General features: G+C 59.0%; 16 protein-coding genes and 2 pseudogenes. 5 read left to right on the plus strand and 13 right to left on the minus strand.

Annotated features, from left to right (window positions below):
• From traF to LQK81_RS22105, 4 genes and pseudogenes are all read left to right on the plus strand, one after another.
• Positions 1-293 (plus strand): annotated as a pseudogene (traF, locus tag LQK81_RS22090) (conjugative transfer signal peptidase TraF); the annotation flags it as partial.
• 31 nt (positions 294-324) lie between these two features.
• Positions 325-1,479, plus strand: coding sequence for a conjugal transfer protein TraB (locus tag LQK81_RS22095; RefSeq protein ID WP_230808703.1), 1,155 nt, complete (start codon positions 325-327; stop codon positions 1,477-1,479).
• A 13-nt stretch (positions 1,480-1,492) separates the two neighbouring features.
• Positions 1,493-2,122: a TraH family protein gene (locus LQK81_RS22100; protein WP_230808583.1), complete on the plus strand. Its 630-nt coding sequence runs from the start codon at positions 1,493-1,495 to the stop codon at positions 2,120-2,122.
• 320 nt (positions 2,123-2,442) lie between these two features.
• On the plus strand, positions 2,443-2,751 hold the full coding sequence (locus tag LQK81_RS22105) for a transcriptional repressor TraM (protein WP_230808584.1): 309 nt from the start codon (positions 2,443-2,445) through the stop codon (positions 2,749-2,751).
• A gap of 3 nt (positions 2,752-2,754) precedes the next feature.
• On the opposite strand, the gene traR is transcribed toward LQK81_RS22105, so the two are convergent.
• The 9 genes and pseudogenes from traR to LQK81_RS22150 form a co-directional block, all read right to left on the minus strand.
• On the minus strand, positions 2,755-3,459 hold the full coding sequence (traR, locus tag LQK81_RS22110; RefSeq protein WP_230808585.1) for an autoinducer-binding transcriptional regulator TraR: 705 nt from the start codon (positions 3,457-3,459) through the stop codon (positions 2,755-2,757).
• Positions 3,460-3,832: 373 nt separating this feature from the next.
• A pseudogene (locus tag LQK81_RS22115) lies at positions 3,833-4,033 on the minus strand (D-amino-acid oxidase); the annotation flags it as partial.
• Positions 4,034-4,077: 44 nt separating this feature from the next.
• Positions 4,078-5,610 (minus strand): amino acid ABC transporter permease/ATP-binding protein, encoded by a 1,533-nt coding sequence (locus LQK81_RS22120; RefSeq protein WP_230808586.1) that lies wholly within the window; start codon positions 5,608-5,610, stop codon positions 4,078-4,080.
• A gap of 60 nt (positions 5,611-5,670) precedes the next feature.
• Positions 5,671-6,483, minus strand: a complete 813-nt coding sequence (locus tag LQK81_RS22125) for an ABC transporter substrate-binding protein (protein WP_230808587.1) — start codon at positions 6,481-6,483, stop codon at positions 5,671-5,673.
• A gap of 565 nt (positions 6,484-7,048) precedes the next feature.
• Positions 7,049-8,476, minus strand: coding sequence for an aldehyde dehydrogenase family protein (locus LQK81_RS22130; protein ID WP_230808588.1), 1,428 nt, complete (start codon positions 8,474-8,476; stop codon positions 7,049-7,051).
• On the minus strand, positions 8,460-9,260 hold the full coding sequence (locus tag LQK81_RS22135; protein WP_023513032.1) for an amino acid ABC transporter ATP-binding protein: 801 nt from the start codon (positions 9,258-9,260) through the stop codon (positions 8,460-8,462). Before LQK81_RS22135 ends, LQK81_RS22130 begins: the two co-directional genes overlap by 17 nt.
• Positions 9,257-10,144: an amino acid ABC transporter permease gene (locus tag LQK81_RS22140; protein WP_230808589.1), complete on the minus strand. Its 888-nt coding sequence runs from the start codon at positions 10,142-10,144 to the stop codon at positions 9,257-9,259. The genes LQK81_RS22135 and LQK81_RS22140 overlap by 4 nt, the downstream gene beginning before the upstream one ends.
• Before the next feature lie 5 nt (positions 10,145-10,149).
• Complete coding sequence (locus tag LQK81_RS22145; protein ID WP_230808590.1) at positions 10,150-10,986, minus strand: ABC transporter substrate-binding protein; 837 nt, start codon at positions 10,984-10,986, stop codon at positions 10,150-10,152.
• On the minus strand, positions 10,986-12,227 hold the full coding sequence (locus tag LQK81_RS22150) for a pyridoxal-phosphate-dependent aminotransferase family protein (protein WP_330166573.1): 1,242 nt from the start codon (positions 12,225-12,227) through the stop codon (positions 10,986-10,988). Before LQK81_RS22150 ends, LQK81_RS22145 begins: the two co-directional genes overlap by 1 nt.
• Before the next feature lie 194 nt (positions 12,228-12,421).
• Here LQK81_RS22150 and LQK81_RS22155 point away from each other — a divergent pair, with 194 nt between their 5' ends.
• Complete coding sequence (locus LQK81_RS22155) at positions 12,422-13,315, plus strand: IclR family transcriptional regulator (RefSeq protein WP_023513036.1); 894 nt, start codon at positions 12,422-12,424, stop codon at positions 13,313-13,315.
• A gap of 18 nt (positions 13,316-13,333) precedes the next feature.
• Here LQK81_RS22155 and hydA read toward each other — a convergent pair whose 3' ends face one another.
• Genes hydA through LQK81_RS22175 form a run of 4 tightly spaced genes read right to left on the minus strand, consistent with a single transcriptional unit; the run spans position 13,334 to position 17,394 of the window.
• Entirely contained in the window at positions 13,334-14,845 is a 1,512-nt protein-coding gene (hydA, locus tag LQK81_RS22160) for a dihydropyrimidinase (RefSeq protein ID WP_230808705.1), read from the minus strand.
• On the minus strand, positions 14,784-15,521 hold the full coding sequence (locus tag LQK81_RS22165) for an SDR family NAD(P)-dependent oxidoreductase (protein WP_230808591.1): 738 nt from the start codon (positions 15,519-15,521) through the stop codon (positions 14,784-14,786). The genes hydA and LQK81_RS22165 overlap by 62 nt, the downstream gene beginning before the upstream one ends.
• A gap of 29 nt (positions 15,522-15,550) precedes the next feature.
• On the minus strand, positions 15,551-16,402 hold the full coding sequence (locus LQK81_RS22170) for an ABC transporter permease (protein ID WP_230808592.1): 852 nt from the start codon (positions 16,400-16,402) through the stop codon (positions 15,551-15,553).
• Positions 16,399-17,394, minus strand: a complete 996-nt coding sequence (locus LQK81_RS22175) for an ABC transporter permease (RefSeq protein WP_230808593.1) — start codon at positions 17,392-17,394, stop codon at positions 16,399-16,401. Before LQK81_RS22175 ends, LQK81_RS22170 begins: the two co-directional genes overlap by 4 nt.
• Positions 17,395-17,468 lie beyond the last annotated feature (74 nt).

Genomic DNA, 17,468 nt, shown 5'->3' on the forward strand with positions numbered 1-17,468 from the left:
GCTTGTGCGCCGGTGGGTTCGCGCCGCTGATCAAGATGATCGCAGCACTTCCCGGACAGCATGTCGAAATCACGGATCACGTCGTGATCGACGGCGGTTCCCTTGCCGCATCTGTCGTCCGGAAGACGGACGGGGAGGGCAGGACGATCACGCCATATCCTGGTGGCATCGTGCCATCAGGACATCTCTATCTCTACTCTTCTTTTGCGAGCTCCTATGACTCCCGATACTTCGGGTCGGTCCCCGACAGCGGTCTCCTCGGTCTCGCCCGACCGGTCTTCACCTTCGATCCGTTATCGCGTTTCGGATCTTTGGCGATCTGCCTTGATTGTCCTCGCATCCGTCGCCTGCGGCTCACTCGGCTGGAGCGGCAATGTGCTCGCCTTCCCAGTTACGATGCTCTTCCCGGCGCTCTGGGCGTTGTCGCCGTCACGCGTGATCGCGGCGCTCGTCTCGGCCGGCTATTTCTTGTCCGCCTCTCGCGGTCTACCGCAGGGCGTCGCCAATTTCTATTCAGCCGATCTTGGGCCGGGCTTTCTGCTCTGGTTCGCGGCCTCACTCTCCTTCGTCGTCGTGCATGCGGCTCTCTGGACATGGCATCCGGGAAGGGGCTACTCGGGAATAGGACGACCGGTGCGTTATCTGGCGGCGGCGGTGCTGACGGGGCTGCCGCCCTTCGGCATCACAGGATGGGCGCATCCGCTGACCGCGGCCGGAGTGCTGTTTCCAGGATGGGGATGGTGGGGTTTGCTCGCAACTGCAGCCGGTCTGCTCGTCATGGTGACGAGATATCGGCCGGCTGCCGCCATTGGTCTCGGAGGCTTATGGCTTTGGTCCACTGCCACTTGGACAGGGCCGACGCTCCCGGAAGGATGGAGGGGCGTCGATCTCGAGTACGGTCAGATGCTCGGTCGCGATGCTTCGCTCGAGTATCATGGTGCCTTGGTCGCAACGGTGCGCAAAGCGGCAGCCGAGGGAAGCCGCGTCGTCGTCCTTCCTGAAAGCGCCCTTGGTTTCTGGACGCCGACGGTCGCTCGCCTCTGGCGGGAGGGACTGAACGGGCGCGACGTCACGGTCGTCGCCGGGGCCGACGTCATCGATGTCCACGGCTACGACAACGTTATGGTGGCGGTTCATTCCGGCGCCGCGGACATCCTCTACAAGGAGCGCATGCCGGTTCCGGTTTCCATGTGGCAGCCATGGTTGCGATGGACAGGGCAGGGCGGCGGCGCAAAAGCGCACCTGTTCGCGAACCAGGTCGTGGAGGTTGGGACAACGAGGATCGAGCCGCTCATCTGCTACGAGCAACTCCTCGTCTGGCCGGTCCTGCAGTCCATGCTGCATTCCCCCGCCGTCATCGTCGCGACGGGTAACGGCTGGTGGACCGCTGGCACTTCGATCATTGCGATCCAGAAGGCGAGCGTGACCGCCTGGGCAAAGCTCTTCGACCTGCCCGTCGTTATGGCCTTCAACACATAATGGAGATCACCAGATGGTCGATGCTACCCTCATCCAGCAATGCGCCGATCCCGGCCTGAAACCGGCGATCGTCGAAAGGTTCATCGAGCGGGCAGGGTCGCAGGATCCGCTCGCCATTACAGTAGCGTCCGGAAACCGCATCGTGCTGGTGCCGAAGCCGGCCACGTCCGACGAGGCGATGGAACTGATCCGTCAGCATGTCGGCCGCAACATCGTGCGTGTCGGCGTCACCCAATATCCGGCGGGTCTTGGCATCATGGAGGCCGGAGCGCTGAGACCTGACCTTGTCGATCCTTGTGAAAATCTCCGCATGGGCACAGCGCTCTTCGCCAAGGTCTATCGGATCGTCATGAAATGGTATGGCGACCCGACGGCGAAGCAGGTGCTGCCGCAGGTATTCGATGAGGCGATCATCGCCTGGCAGACGGGGTATTTCGAGGGAATGGCCGTATTCCGAGCGCCGGACCCTGGTGAGGTGAAGGCCCCTGAACCTGGTGGGGACGAGTCCACGATCGACGCGATCGACGAGTCCGCAGATTCTGCCGGGGAGGAAGTGAGCGATCCTGTCACGAACGGAGCCCGGAGCGACGATCCCAACAAGGCGGGTATTCGTGTCGATCTCTCCGAGATCGGTGCCAAATGACATTGATGCTCGCGAAGGTCACTATGCGACTTACGTGATCATGTGCATGTTTGCACTGGCGAATTCAGCGTCCGCCCTCTATAAGGGCGGGCAGGGCAGTACGCGCTGCCTCGGGGTGTGGAAACCCCTGCTAGCAGTTGATGTCGGCTGTTTCGACATCAGAATCCTCTGACCATTGTGGCCGGGGGCCTGTGACGTATGTCCAGGTGCCTCGGTACTAAAGGTCTCAGGACTGTCTAGCACAGTTTCCAACCCCCGGCTTGGGATCAGGGATTAACGTTTGCGGGGGCGCACCGCGGACATGCCGGAGATTGGATCGAATGACACCGGACGCGCCGACTTCGGAAGACAAACTGGAAATGCGTCCTGTGTACGGGCTGACGCAGGGTCTGCCCAAGGCTGACCTGGAGAGCTTGACGGTGGATGCTATCCGGACCCATCGGCGTCTGGTCGACAATGCAGACCGGCTGTTTCAGGCTCTGCCCGACACCTACAAATCCGGTAAGGAGGCGGGCGGCGCGCAGCACCTCACTTACATCCAGTCCTGCATGGAGATGCATGCGCAGATTTATGTGGTGAACACGCTGGTCACGATCCTCGGCTATATCCCAAAGGTGTCTGTGAACTGAAGCTCAGATCAGCTTTCGGCGGATAGCGACAGCGGTCAGATGGGTCAGAGTGTGCACGTCAAACCGCTTCTTTGTTTCGGCGATTTTGACGCGAACGCTGTTATACTTGACGCCCTCGAGGTCCGCTGCCTCCTCCATAGTCTTCCCGACAGCTATCCAACTCAGATAGGCCGCCCCTTTGGGATCCAGAGCAGTCGGTTCCTCGATACTCGGGGTCGGATCAGCAAAACTGATGCGGGCGTGGAGTTGCGCAACTGCGGATGCAGCTTCGACAGGGTCGATCTCGCGGTCCAGGTCGATGGCCGACTTCTCCGAGGCAAGCGTAAACATCGCCATAGTACCGTGTGCGGCTTTGATAGGCACCGTGACGCCGGAGCGAATTCCGAAATCGGCTGCATGGGCAAAGAACGAGCGTTCCGCTTTGGTCAGCCGTTGATTGTCCTGTTTGATGCTCCAAGTGAAGGCTCGCTTCAGGGACTTGGCGCGTCGAATGATGGGGTCGATCGCAAGATAGCCTCGCGTGAAATAGTCGGATTGAAACTCACGACGATAGTTCGAGATCGCGAGTGAGCGCCCTGGTTGGATGTTCAGATAGGCATAGCCTGTAAAGCCGATCTGTTCGGTAAAGGTTGCCAGCCCGTCCTTCAAGATGCTTTCGTCGCCAGGAATGGCGGCGAGATCGGTCAGCTTGTCCAGCCAGTGTCGCATTTTAAATTCCTTGTAGAGCGTCAGTTGGAACAGATCATGTGATCCCTTTAACTAAACTACCATGAATGCAACCTTAGATTGCATAACCTGAATTATGGAACCTCGCTGACCGTGCTGCCTGGGCAGAACCAGAGAACCCATGCCCAAACGCGACACAAAGCGCTCGGGCCCGAAGACGGCGAGCATTGGGTGCGATAAGGCTCAGCGTTGCACCGCTGTGGCTGGAGGAAAAATAGTAGCTGGGAAGTGCTTCAAGCGCGCCCATCACCGGTTTCGCACCCGCGAGGAAAGCCTGCCGCCGCCCCCGATCGAGGCGACCATAAGCGTCGGATTGCCCTCCCACACCTTGGCGCCTCTGCCAGCACGGCATCAACCGATCAATACCGACCCTGCGCAGGCAATGATAAGTCTCCGAGCGCATCCGGGCCGGGTTCCACCACGAGAGCGAGCGGCCGGAAGCGCCATTGGCCTGCGGACCGTCATTGAGTATGGTGACGCCTATGCTGCGTCGTGCGAGTTGGACGCCGGTGGAAACGCCGATGATGACGGCCGAAGAAAGGATGGTTTCAGCCATTGGAATGTGTTTCTATCGATCGAGCATGCGGTTGGCGCCAGTCATCAAATTACTTGCGCAAGAAACTGCCGCAAACGTTCGCTGGCCGGCGCCTCGAATATCTGTGATGGCGCCCCAACTTCGATTATCCGCCCCTCATCCATGTAGACGACTTGATCTGCGACTTGACGCGCGAAATTCATCTCATGCGTGACGATAACCATCGTCATACCTTTCTCCGCAAGGGAGGCCATGAGGTTGAGAATACCCTTCACGAGCTCGGGATCGAGCGCGCTGGTAACTTCATCGAAAAGCATAACCTCAGGCGTCATAGCTAGGGCTCTCGCGATTGCTACCCGCTGCTGTTGTCCACCGGACAAGTCACGAGGTCGGTGACCCAAGCGATTCTGGAGCCCAACCTCGGTCAGGCGTTCTGCGGCAATCCTCCGTGCCTCTTCGCGAGGCATGCCCTTGACCTTCTCGGGTGCAAGCGCAACATTCTCGAGAGCGGTGTGGTCGGGGAATAAGTTAAAATTTTGAAAAACCATTCCCACGCGCGCCCGCAATTCTTCCGGGCTTATCTGGTGTACATCTATGCCATCGAGCTCAATTACACCCGCGCGGGGTTCGGCTAACCTGTTGAGGCAACGAAGGAGCGTTGACTTCCCGGAGCCGGACGCGCCGATAAGGCACGTTACCGTTCCCGGTTTGATAGTTAAGTTCACATCGCTCAAAGCCCTATAGTCGCCATAGTAGACGTCGAGTCCGCGAATCTCGATTCCCCCGTAGCCAGAATACCCTCCAGTAAGATCAGCTGCGGGCACGGTCTCTGAAGCCGCTTTGAACTGCTCTAACTCGACCGCTTCCTGAAGACCGCTTTGGGGCTCATTTGTCGGTTTTCGAAGCCGAAAGCTTGAGTCGATTACATTTACGAGATGCGTTAGCGGGACGGTTATCGCCATGTATATGAAGCCCGCTAGCACCAACGGCGACAAATTCCCCGTGTTGATGGCAAAGTCTTGTCCAATAAGAAAAACCTCTCTTTCTGAAGGCAGCAAGCCGAGAAGGTAAACTAGACTAGAGTCTTTGACGTTGCCGATGAACTGATTGACCAGTGCAGGAAGGACCCGCCGCACACCTTGGGGAACAATGATAAGCCGCATCGCTTGCGAGTGTCTCATACTGAGAGCACGGCAGGCCTCCATTTGCCCGCGCTCCACGCTGAGGATCCCTGCCCTGAAGATCTCGCCGATGTAGGCTCCGCTGATCAGACTGAGCGCAAGGATTGCTAGAGGATATGGCGACATGCCAAAAACTGGACGGGCAAGCGTCGCAAGTCCCTGTCCCACGATGAGGATTGTCACGATCGCCGGCATTCCACGAAACATATCAGTGTAGATTCGAGCGATATAGCGCGGGAGCTTAAAGGGGGAGACGCCTAGAATAGCGAGTACAATGCCAATGGCAGTCCCGATAAGCGTAGACAAGAAAGACAACAACAACGTATTTTTCAGCCCAACCAAAAGCATTTGGGGAAGCGTCGCGGCCATAGCCTCTAAGTCAAAGAATGTGCGCGTGAAGGTTTCAAACCATCCCATATTCATGGCTCCAGACAAACGGGAAGAGAGGCTCGCTTGCACGCGGGCCTCGGCTTTTTTTTACCTGTTGGGGAGGTATTGCTCGGGCATAGGCACACCGGGGAGCCATTTCTCGTACAGCCGTTGCCAAACGCCTTCAGCCATAGATTCCTTGATTGCCTTGTCAAGCGCGGCTTTTAGAGCGACATTGCCTCTCTTTATGGCAAAGCCAGCCGGCGCGTCGGAAGAGGAAATATTGATCGTCATTTTGAGCTGAGGATACTGTTTGAGGAAAAGAAGACCTCCTTCGTAATCGAGAAAATAGCCCGAAATGCTACCGTTAACGAGCGCGACGACAGCAGCGTTGTTGCTTGGAAAGCGAACGATCTCACTGTTCTTGAAATTCTTGGCCGCATAAGTTTCCTGAATAGAACCCTGCAGGACGCCGATCCGCTTTCCGGCAAGGTCTTTAGGGGTCTTAATTGACTCGTCGGGCGTCATGATCGACATGAACCCGGCCAGATACCCGGTACTAAAATCAACCGTCTTCAAACGTTCAGGGGTCGTCCCGATCGCGGCAAATGCGACATCAAAACGTCCATTCGCGACAGACGGAAGTAGCGCCGTGAAGTCCTGAGCTGTAACAACTACTTGGCCTTCGTCGAAGCCCATCCGCTTGGCCAGATCGTTGAAGTAGTCGATTTCAAAGCCAACGAAGTTTCCTTCACCGTCTATGAAACTGTAGGGCCGGCCGTCGCTGATCGTTCCGACGTGGAGCTTTCCGGGCTCAATCAATCCCAAGGGGTTGTCCTCCGCCCCTGCAGCGGAAACGGCGGCGGAGAAAATTGCGGCAGAAACAACTAGTCCAATTGCCTTTTTCAGTGCGTGAATCATATGTTTTCTCTTTCGGTTAAGTTCACCCTCTTACTCACCGACGGGAGATTGATACCGGTCTCACCTCGGAAGAGACCGGTATCAATCCTCCATTATTGATGTTTGTCAAGCCGTCATTTCATGAGAATGATCGGCAAAATTTTCACTTGTTCAAACCATCCTTCACTTGCCGCTCTTAATCGGAGCCAGGCCTCATATAACGTGCCTTCGACGGAGCGGTGGTCGGTGGACAACAGGCTCTTGACCTTGGGTTGGTCTAAGAATCGCAGCCAGGAACTTCTTGGCGATGTCGCCTGCGAGCAGTTGATCTCGGTCTTCTAAATCGCCGAATGGTCCGCGCCGCATGTCGATACCAATGCCGACGAACCAGCGGAACAAAGGGCATAATCTGACGCTCTATCAGCAGCGGTGCAGAGCGGAAGGAATATATGGCTTGCAGCTTGGCCGGCAGTAGCTTCTCTGGCGCGATCGGCGGCGACCGATTGGCGAAAAGATCGCCAAAAATTTCCTTTCCAGAGCAGCAAGCGCGTCGTTCTCGATCAGCTGGATCGACCGCACACGATGATCACACCGGCTGATGGATGGTTTTGATTTCGAGAAAATCCTCCAGCCCAAAGATGCCCCCCTCGCGGCCATTGCCGGATTGCTTGAAGCCACCGAAGGGGCTGCCGTAGCGGTGTGGGCCACCATTGATGTGCACCATCCCAGCGCGAATGCGGGCGGCGACGCGCTCGGCGCGTCCCGGATTGCCCGTTTGCACATAGGCGGCAAGGCCATAGGGGGTGTCGTTAGCAATCGCAATCGCTTCCTCTTCCGTGTCGAAGGGAATGATTGAGAGAACCGGGCCGAACACTTCCTCGCGGGCAATCCGCATCTCGTTGTTGACGTCGGCGAAGATCGTCGGCTTCACGAAATAGCCCGTTTCAAAACCCTCCGGCTTGCCTGGCCCGCCGACAATGAGGCGCGCCCCTTCGGCAACGCCCGCCTCGATTAGCGCCTGAACGCGGCCGAACTGGATATGCGAAACGAGCGGGCCAATGTGCTCGCCTTCCTCCTCGGGATTGCCAACCTTGGTCGCCTTGCCGATGCGCTCGGCGATCTCGACCACCTTGTCGTATACCGACCGTTCGACAAGCATGCGCGTCGGCGCATCGCAGGATTGGCCGGAATTGTTGAAGCATTCGCGTATGCTGCCGGCCACGCGATCCTCTAAGTCCGCATCTGCGAAGACGAGGTTCGGCGATTTGCCGCCGAGTTCCAGCGTCACTCGCTTGACCGTATCTGCAGCATCTTTGCTCACGGCAATGCCGGCGCGGGTGGAGCCGGTGAAGGACATCATATCGATATCTTTATGCTTGGAGAGTGCCGCCCCGCATTCGAATCCGTCACCGTTGACGAGGTTGAACGAGCCCGCCGGGAAGCCCGATTCATGCACCATTTCCGCATAAAGCAGCGCATTCAATGGAGTGAATTCGCTCGGCTTCAAAACGCAGGTCGAACCGGTCGCCAGCGCCGGCACCACCTTCAGTGCAATCTGGTTGATCGGCCAGTTCCAGGGCGTGATTAGGCCGCAGACGCCAATCGGCTCGCGCAGGAGCACGTCGCCGTTCGGCAGCCGGTCGCGGGTCTTCAGACGCTTCAACGCGTCGATGAAGCCCTGGAGGTGGCCGACGCCGACATCGGCCTGCTGTTCGCGCGTCATGGTCTTCGGCGCGCCGAGTTCCATGGTGATCGTGTCGACCATCTCATCGTAGCGGCGCTTGTAGACGGTGAGCAGTTTTTCGAGCAGCGCCAGCCGCTCCTCGACGCTTGTTTGGCTGTAGGTTACAAAGGCCCTCTTGGCGGCGGCAACTGCGCGGCCGATATCCTCGGCCGTGCCCATGGAAATCACCGCGATTGGCTTCTCCGTCGCCGGATTGATTACCTCGAGGTCATTGGGCTTAAGAGGCGCCACCCACTGGCCGTCGATGTAGAATTTACGTTGATTGCGCATCTGAGTCTCCGCTCCCAGCCCGCGATCCGCTGAGGGCACTTAGAAAGGTCTTGAGGCGTGGTTCATGGGGTTTAGTAAGCATGCGCTCCGGAGAGCCGACCTCAAGGATCCGGCCGTCCGCCATGAAGACAACCCGATCCGAGACATCCCGTGCAAAATTCAGTTCATGGGTCGCAACGACCATGGTGATCCCGGTTGTTGCCACCTCCTGCATAACTTTAAGGACCTCTCCCACAAGCTCCGGGTCAAGCGCGGAGGTCGGTTCGTCAAACAACAGGACTTGCGGGTTCATGGCCATCGCCCTGGCGATCGCCACACGCTGCTGTTGGCCGCCGGAGAGTTCGGCAGGATAGGACTTAAGCTTCTGGCTGAGACCCACGCGAGCGAGGAGATCTCTCGCTGTTCCCAGTGCCTGGGCCGGGGCTTGTCCCAAGACTTCGACCGGCCCGAGAGCAACATTCTGTTCGGCAGTCAAATGGGCGAAGAGATTGAAACGTTGGAACACCATGCCAGTCGCGCGGCGCTGGAAGGCAATCTCGTGCTCGTCCAGGGGCAGGATACGCTCTCCGACAACGCGAAAGCCCGCAAGCTCGCCATTCACCCAGAGCGCGCCACTGTTGATCGATTCCAGCTGGTTGATGCATCGCAAGAATGTGGTCTTACCCGAGCCCGAGGGACCTATGATGCAGACCACCTCCCCTTTCGCAATGTCGAGATTGATGCCCTTGAGAACCTCGAACGCTCCGAAGCTTTTCGAGAGATTTACAGCGGAAACGACGTTCATAGGCTCCCTCCCCGTCTGAAGCCGCGCCCAAACCGTTTTTCCAGTTGATACTGTCCCACCGACAAAATTGATGTGACGACGAGATACCAAAACGCTGACACGAGCAGCATTTCTATGACTTTAAAGTTGTAGAAATAGATCGACTGCATGACGAAGATTAACTCGCCGAAGCCGACGATGCTGGCAAGCGACGTGTTTTTTGTCATTCCGATAAATTCGTTGCCGAGGGGCGGAATAATGACGCGCATCGCCTGCGGGAAGATTACTTTCCGCAAGGTCTTGCCTCTCGTCATGCCAATCGCTTTTGCCGCTTCATACTGTCCGGTATCGACCGACAGCAACCCCGAACGAATAATCTCCGACATGTAGGCGCCGGCGTTCAGTCCAAGTCCGATCGCCGCCGCAGCGAACGGTCCCATCAGATCGACAGTTTGCCAAGAGCCCAAGCCCGGAAACCCGACGATCGGAAACACCAATGCAAGATTGTACCATAGAAGCAGCTGGAGGAGTTGTGGCGTGCCGCGAAAAAGCCAGACATATGTCTTGCAAATCCAGCGCGTGACGGGATTGTGCGAACCGAACCCCACGGCAAGCACTACCGCAACTGACAATCCGATCATCATGGCAACGAGAGTCATCAGGATTGTGAAGCCCAGTCCGACGATGGTGATTCGTGCCAGCAGATATTCCCAGACCACGCTCCAGTCGATCTGCGCATCAGCAAAAGCTCTGAAAACGAAGATCGCAAATGCGATGGCGAGCGCGCCCAGCAATAATCGTAGCGGTCGGAACCGCCTGATACGCACAGCTTCGGCAATATCAAGGCGCGGCAACGAAGCTGGCATAGCCGCAACCGCTCCTGAACCGCGATGTTGCGTGGTCACGGCCATCACTCCGGATCTTTGTTAATCGTTGGCGTCGGATAAGCCGCGGTGGTTAGCTTCCACTTCTCAAGGAGCTTAGCATAGGTACCGTCTTCGAACTTTCGCTTGGTGGCCCAGAAGAAAGCGTCGCGCAGGACGGTATCATCTTTGCGGAATGCAATGCCTTGGAAGGTCACGTGGATTGGCTCCCCGACCAGCTTCATCGCCCCCTTCTCCTGTTCGAGGATCAAGTCGATACCTTCCAGCGACTGCACCGCAGCCTGCGCCCGCCCTTGCTTCAGGTTGATAATCTGCTGACCAAGATTGTTGTCGAGAATGATCTTCAATGGCGGCTTGCCATTGTCGTCGCAGGTCTTTTGGGCCCACTTCTTCAGCTCGTCTGGCATCGAGGTGCCCAGGCTGACAGTTGCAGTATGGCCGCAAAGGTCCGACGGCTGCGAAATTGGGCCATCGGTCATCGCGTAGATTTGCGTCCCTGATTTCAGATAATCAATGAAGTCGGCTGTGGCGCGCCGCTCCGGCAGGTCAGAGATACCGCTCATGATCAGGTCGACACGTTTGGATATGAGCGCCGGAATCATTTGCTCGAACGCGCCATCCACCCATTCAGTCTCAAGCCCGAGCTCGGACGCGATGGCGTTGCCAAGATCGATATCGAACCCGACAAGCTCATTGGTCTTTGGGTCGCGCATCTCCATGGGCGGAAACCCGGCGTTGACGGCAATACGGACCTTCTTTGCGGTCGCTATGCGGTCGGGAACAGCTGGCTGTTCGGTGGCCCGTGCCGCACTGCCGTGGAAAAATGCCGCGCAGAGCAGCGCCGGGACCAAATACTTCTTCATTATAGAACCCCCCTCTTCTGAGTTGAAATTTCTACAACCGGAACGGCAGCCGGTTGCGGCTTCTGCCTGGAGAGGCCTTCAAGCGCGACAAGCGCCGCCTCAATGCCGCCGGGTTTGCAGGCAACCCCGATGGCGCGCATGCCAAGTTCAAGACACCCCAGGGCGCCTATAAGCTGCGGCGCACCGACATGACCCATGTGTCCGATCCGAATTGCCATGCCTTCCAAGGCACCGATGCCCTCACCGAAGAGGACGCCGAACGTTTGTTTGCAGTAGTCGACAAGAGGCCGCGCCGTGCCTTCAGGCACGCGCATGACGGTCACGGCCGCAGCCTGTTCACCGGGCGTCGACACGTTCAGTTCAACGCCTCCCGATAAGCTCCAACGACCCACCGCTGCGCGCGCCGCCTTGGCGAGCGCATCGTGGCGGGCGATTACCGTTGTTAGTCCCTCTTCCCGGATCAACTGGATTGCCGCTTGAAACCCAAACAAGAGACTGACGGGCGGCGTGCCGGAATGCCAGAAGTAATGGTCAGCGCGGTCGCGCAGCGACCAGTCCCAATAGCTCGTTCGGAGTCCGGCCATGAGGTGCGCCTTGCGCGCCTTCTGACTCACGGCATGAAAGGCGAGCCCCGGGGGCGTCATAAGCGCCTTTTGAGAGGCCGCCACGGCAACATCGACTTTCCAGGCATCAAATTGGAAAATCGTAGACCCCAACGAGGCGATGCAGTCCACCATCAGCAGCCCGTCGTGTCCGGCGCTGTCGATAGCGCCGCGGATCGCCGGGATATCGTTGAGGACACCCGTCGCGGTGTCAACTTGCGTGGTAAGGATCGCGCGGATACTGCCATTGGTATCGGCCCGAAGCCGATCCTTTAGGGCTTCGCAGTCGACCGCTCGCCTCCAACTCCCTGGAAGAATCTCGATGCTGATTCCAAGCGTCTGCGCGGTCTCAGCCCAATGAGGTGCAAAAAGACCGGATTCAAGTGCCAGGACGCGGTCTCCACGGCTTAGCGTGTTGCAAAGCGCCGCCTCCCAGCCGCCATGACCGTTGGCGGTAAAAATATAGGGACGCTCCTTGGTGCCGAACAACTCTGAGAGACCTTGAAGGCAGTCCAGCGAAACGTCGTGCAGCGGGCCGTGATAGATATCGGTCGCAGGACGCGACAGAGCCTGAACGACGGCCCCAGGCAGTGTTGTCGGCCCTGGGATCATCAAAAGTTCCGTTCCTGATTTCAGCAACTGCTCGCTCCTCGCATCGCTCCCACTGCACTCATGTAACGTTGGCAATTAAATGTAGTCAACTCTATTTTTAGAGTTAGCTATCTTTTTGTGGTGGCACCCGAACGGCCGGAATTGTGAAATTTTCGCGCATTGGCTTGAATCCAAAATCCACTAGTGCGAAGGAAGTTGTTCCTTATGGAGAACGAAGCGCAATGCCTGATTCCAAAGAAGACACACGCTCCTCGGGTGCCGAGTTGCTTCATGATGGAGAGCACTGGCTGCTCCGCCCACATATGGCCGAGCAACCCTCGCGCAGCGGCCCGGGATTGGTACCCGCGCTGGAAAACACCATTGCCGTACTCCAGTACTTGAACGGAGCGGCGCCTCACGAAGCCTCCTTGGCGGAAATCGTCGCCGCGCTCGGCATTTCAAAAACCCACTGCCATTCCATTCTCAAGACACTGGTACATTTCGAATGGCTGAAATACGATCAGCGTTCTAAAACCTACCGGTTGCATTCCGGCATTTTCACCAGCGCTTCCAGCCTGCTCAATTCGCCCGTCTTGGATGCGGTCCGCCGTCATCTCACCGCGCTGGTCCATCGTGTTGACATACCCTGCCTGCTGACCCAGCCGATGAACGACGGGGCTTATATTGTCATCGACAAATTCAATGGCCCCACGAGCATGGAACTGTCCTTCCCCGTGGGTCACCGCTTCCCGCGCGACGCCTGCGCGCAAATGCGGGCTTATCTGGCGTGGCAGTCACCCGAGCGTATCGATGCCTGGTTCAGAAACTGGCAGCCAACCCGCTACACCTCGCGCAGCCCGCTAACGGAAGAAGACGTGCGGGCGGGCATAGAGGCAACCCGGCGGCGAGGTTATGCGGTCAGCAAGGGCGAATTCACCGAAGGTATCATGGCGATCGCCCTGCCCATCTTCGATCGGGACGGCGAGGTCTCCTATGTCTTCAATTGCTCCTTCATGATCGACCGTTTCCTGCCGCTCGAGGAATCGGTCGCGCGCGAAATGCTCGTGTCACTACGCGACATTCATCGCGACACGCTGGCGCGGCCACCAGCCGCGCCAGCTTTTACCGGACCGTGAAACACGGGTTTCCCGATGCTAACCGCTCGCAGCCCTGCTGGCGGGCTGGCGCATGATATAGCGACCCCGTCCAGGCGCGCCCCTGAACATTCCGTTCTCGATGATGACGTCCCCGCGTGACAGGACCGTGTGGACCCCGCCCTTGACCTGCTTGCCCTCGTACATCGTGTAGTCAACCGCCGAATGAAGCGCATCGACGCTGAGCCGGCGCTCGACAGCCGGATCCCACACCACGATATCCGCGTCGGCCCCGATCGCGATCGTGCCCTTGGCGGGGTAGAGGCCGAACAGCTTTGCCGGCGTGGTCGAGACGAGATCGACGAAACGGCTCGGCGTCAGCAATCCGCGCACAACGCCTTGCCAGACCAGCACCATGCGCTCTTCGATGCCCGGCGCTCCGTTGGGGATCAGGCGGAAATCGTCCCTGCCGATGTCCTTGCCACCCTTAAACATGAAAGGCCCGTGATCGGACGAGACGACCTGGAGGTCGCCACAGCTCAATGCCTCCCACAGGATATCGGGCTGGCCGGCGGTGCGCGGAGGCGGCGTGTAGATATATTTGCCGCCTTCGAAACCTGGCTGGTCGAACACTTCCTCGGTGATATGGAGGTAATGGCTGCAGGTCTCCGCCCGCACATTGACCTTGCGCGCCCGTCCGCGCCGGACTTCCTCAAGGGCTTCCGCACAGCTGACATGAACGATATACAGCGGCGCGCCTGCGATCTCCGCCAGCGCTATCGCGCGATTGGTCGCCTCCGCCTCCACGCGCGGCGGGCGGCTGAGCGCATGATAGCGGGGCGAAAGCTTGCCCTCGGCGGCAAAGCGATCACGCAGGAATTCGACCGCATCGCCGTTTTCCGCGTGAACCATGACCACGACACCGCGCCGCGCCGCTTCGTCGAGCACCCGGATCATGGTCCCGTCATCCACCATCGTGTCGCCTTTGTAGGCCATGAACAGCTTGAAACTGGTCACGCCCTCAGCCGGCAGCGCACCCAGCTCGGACAGCGTCTTCTCCGACGGATCGGCGACGATGCTGTGGAGGGCGAAATCGATGACCGCTTTCGGATCGGCAAGCCGGCGATGTTCGGCCAGCGAAGCAAGAAGACCCTGTCCGCGAATCTGCGGGCAGAAATTGACGATACTCGTGGTGCCCCCATGAGCAGCGGCTACGGTTCCGGTGAAAAAGTCATCCGCGGTATCGGCGAGAACGCCGGGCGTCTGCAGATGGGTGTGGACATCCACGCCCCCGGGCATGATCAGCATGCCGCGCGCATTGATGACGCGCACGTCCGGCGGCGGCTTGATCCGGTCGGCGATCGCCGTGATCTTCCCGTCCCTGGTGGCGATATCGGCGAGAAACATATCGCTAGCCGTCACCACCGTTCCATTTTGAATGACTGCGTCCACGCGCAAATTCCTCCCTTGCTTGGCAGTTTCAGGCGCGCCGTCGCGGCGCGTCCTGGCGTTATCGCGCGGTGTATCCGCCGTCGGCCACGAACGTGGCGCCGGTGACGAAGGACGCCTCACGTCCAAGAAGGAAGGCGATGACCGACGCGATCTCGGACGGGCGGGCAAGCCGCGCCATCGGAATGTTGCGCGCGGCGTCGTCGACGGTCAGGCCCAGCCGCTTCTGCTCCCGCTCCATCATCGGCGTGGCGACGCCGCCGGGCGCTACAGCATTGAAGCGCACGCCGCGAGTCGCATATTCCAGCGCCATCACCCGCACCAGGTTGATCACCCCGGCCTTGGCGGCGCCGTAGGCTGCAAGGCCTAGTTGACCGACGGTACCGAGTTCGGAGGCTACGGCGACGAAAGAGCCGGCGCCGGTTGCTTCCAGATGCGGAGCGGTCAGCTTGCCCAGCAGATAGACAGCGCGCAGGTTAACCCGTTGCACCTTATCCCAATCGTCGGATCGCGTTTCTGTCAGCGAAGCCGTCACACTGATGCCGGCCACCGCGGCGACGGCGTTAAGCCGCCCTTCCGCCTCGATCACCTGCCGGACAGCCGCGGCCAGCGCCTCTTCGTCCGCGACGTCTACCGTAAGGCATCGCAGGTTGGCAGACGGTCCAAGGCGGGACAGCATCGCGCCGTCCCTGTCGAGCGCATAGGTAATGTAGCCCTTTCCGAGCAGATCGGCCGCCGTGGCGGCTCCAATGCCGGAGGCTGCGCCGGTCACGAGGGCAACGGGTTTATCGATGGTCACGGTTGTTTCTCCAGTCTTTTGCGAAAGAGTTATTGTCCGGCATGCGCATCGTTCTGGCCCGCGAGCATCAGGACGGTGTCGCGCCGGGATGCGCCGGTGCGGGCGAGATAGATGCCCGCGCAGGTGAAGGCGAGAATCGTGAGACAGAACATCACGGCCGAGACGGCGGCGATATCGCCCTTCAGGCCCTGCCTGACTGAGGCAAGGATATAGACGGGCAAGGTCGTACTGTTGGCCGTGCCAACGAATAGAGAGACGATCACGTCGTCGAAGGACAGCGTGAAGGCAAGAAGACCACCGACCAGAAAAGCGGGCATGAGCAGGGGAAGCGTCACGGTGAAGAAAGTGACCATGGGCGTGGCGCCCAGATCGGCCGACGCCTCCTCGATCCTGCCATCCATTCCGGAAAGCCGCGCGCGAACGATGAACGCGACGATGGCGCTGCCGAACAGCGCGTGAGATATGGCGATACGCAGGATTCCGATCTGCAGGTCGATCTTGACGAACCAGGTCAGATAGGCGACCGCCTTCACGATCTCGGGAAAGGAAATAATCGTGAGCAACAGCAGGCTCAGTGGATAGGCGATGACCGCCGGCCGGCGCCCGAGGATCAGGCCGCTCATTCCTCCGACGACTAGGCTGAGAAGCGTGGAAAGAACGGCGACTGTCAGGCTGGTGCGCAATGTGGCGAGAATATTGCCGTCCTCGAGAATGCGCCAGTACCAGCGCCAACCCGTAGCCTTCCACGCGATCAGATAATTGCCGGTGTTAAACGAGTAGACCAAGACCGTCACGATGGGAAGAAACAGGAAGAAGACGACGGACAGCGACCAGGCGCCAAGCAGGACGGACTTTGCCGGGAGTGTGCGGAACGTGCTCATCGGGTCACCCTTCTGAAGAGAGTCGGAAGCCGCTGAAGACCCGATCCAACGGCGCTCATCGCCAGGACCGCGACCACCAGAACGAAAACCAGCGAAAGCGACATGGCGGAAGCCAGAGGCCAGTTTTCTCCCTGCAGGAACTGCGAATAGATCAGTGTTCCGACCATCATGCCTTTGGCCCCGCCCATCAGCTCCGGCGTCACGTAGTCGCCGGTCATCATGATGAAGACCACGGTCATCCCGGCCATGATGCCGGGGTAAGTGAGCGGCAGCGTGATACTGAGGAAGGTTTCCCAGGGCCGGGCGTAGAGATCACGGCTGGCGTCCCGGTGCTCGCGCGAAAGGCGCTCGATCGATACATAGATCGGCAGGATCATCACCGGCAGGAAATTGTACACCAGCCCGAGCAGCACGGCCGCCTGGGTGAAGAGAAGACCCTGGCCGGGGGCAAGCAGGTGCAGGCTCTGGAGGACGGCGGAAATATCGCCATTGGCACCAAGAAGAATGCGCCAGCCGAGCATGCGAAGCAGGTAGCTCGTCCAGAATGGCAGGATGACCAGCACGAGAAACCAGGGCTTCAGGCGTTCCGAACAGCGGGTGCTGATGAAATAGGCGACCGGGTAGCCGATCAGCAGGCACAACAGCGACCCCGCCAGCGCATTGCGCAGGCTGTCGGTAAAGACTGAACGGAAGGTGGGAGAGAAGACGCCGGCATAATTGTCGAGCGTCAGGCCTCCTGCGTCCGACAGCCCGCCATTGCTGCCCACGACATAGGGCGTCAGGCTCTGCACGGCGATCAGGACCACGGGAGCGATGAAAAAAGCGGCGTACAGCAAGAACGGCAGAAGCACTACGGCGAAGCTGAAGCCTGCCGCCTTCCGGCCTCCAAGAGTGGAGAATGCATTTGCCTGGACCGTTATCGAGGTCAACTCGCGGGCCTCCCTATCTGTTTGGAAATCGACCGATGGCGGGAGTCGCCACCTGATGGGCATCCCGCGTACAGCCGAGATCGCCTGAACGCGGGTGCTGGTTGCGTGTCCAATCAACCCGAACGGGTTCCTGCTGA

Source organism: Rhizobium sp. GN54 (assembly GCF_021026345.1).
Lineage (GTDB): Bacteria > Pseudomonadota > Alphaproteobacteria > Rhizobiales > Rhizobiaceae > Mycoplana.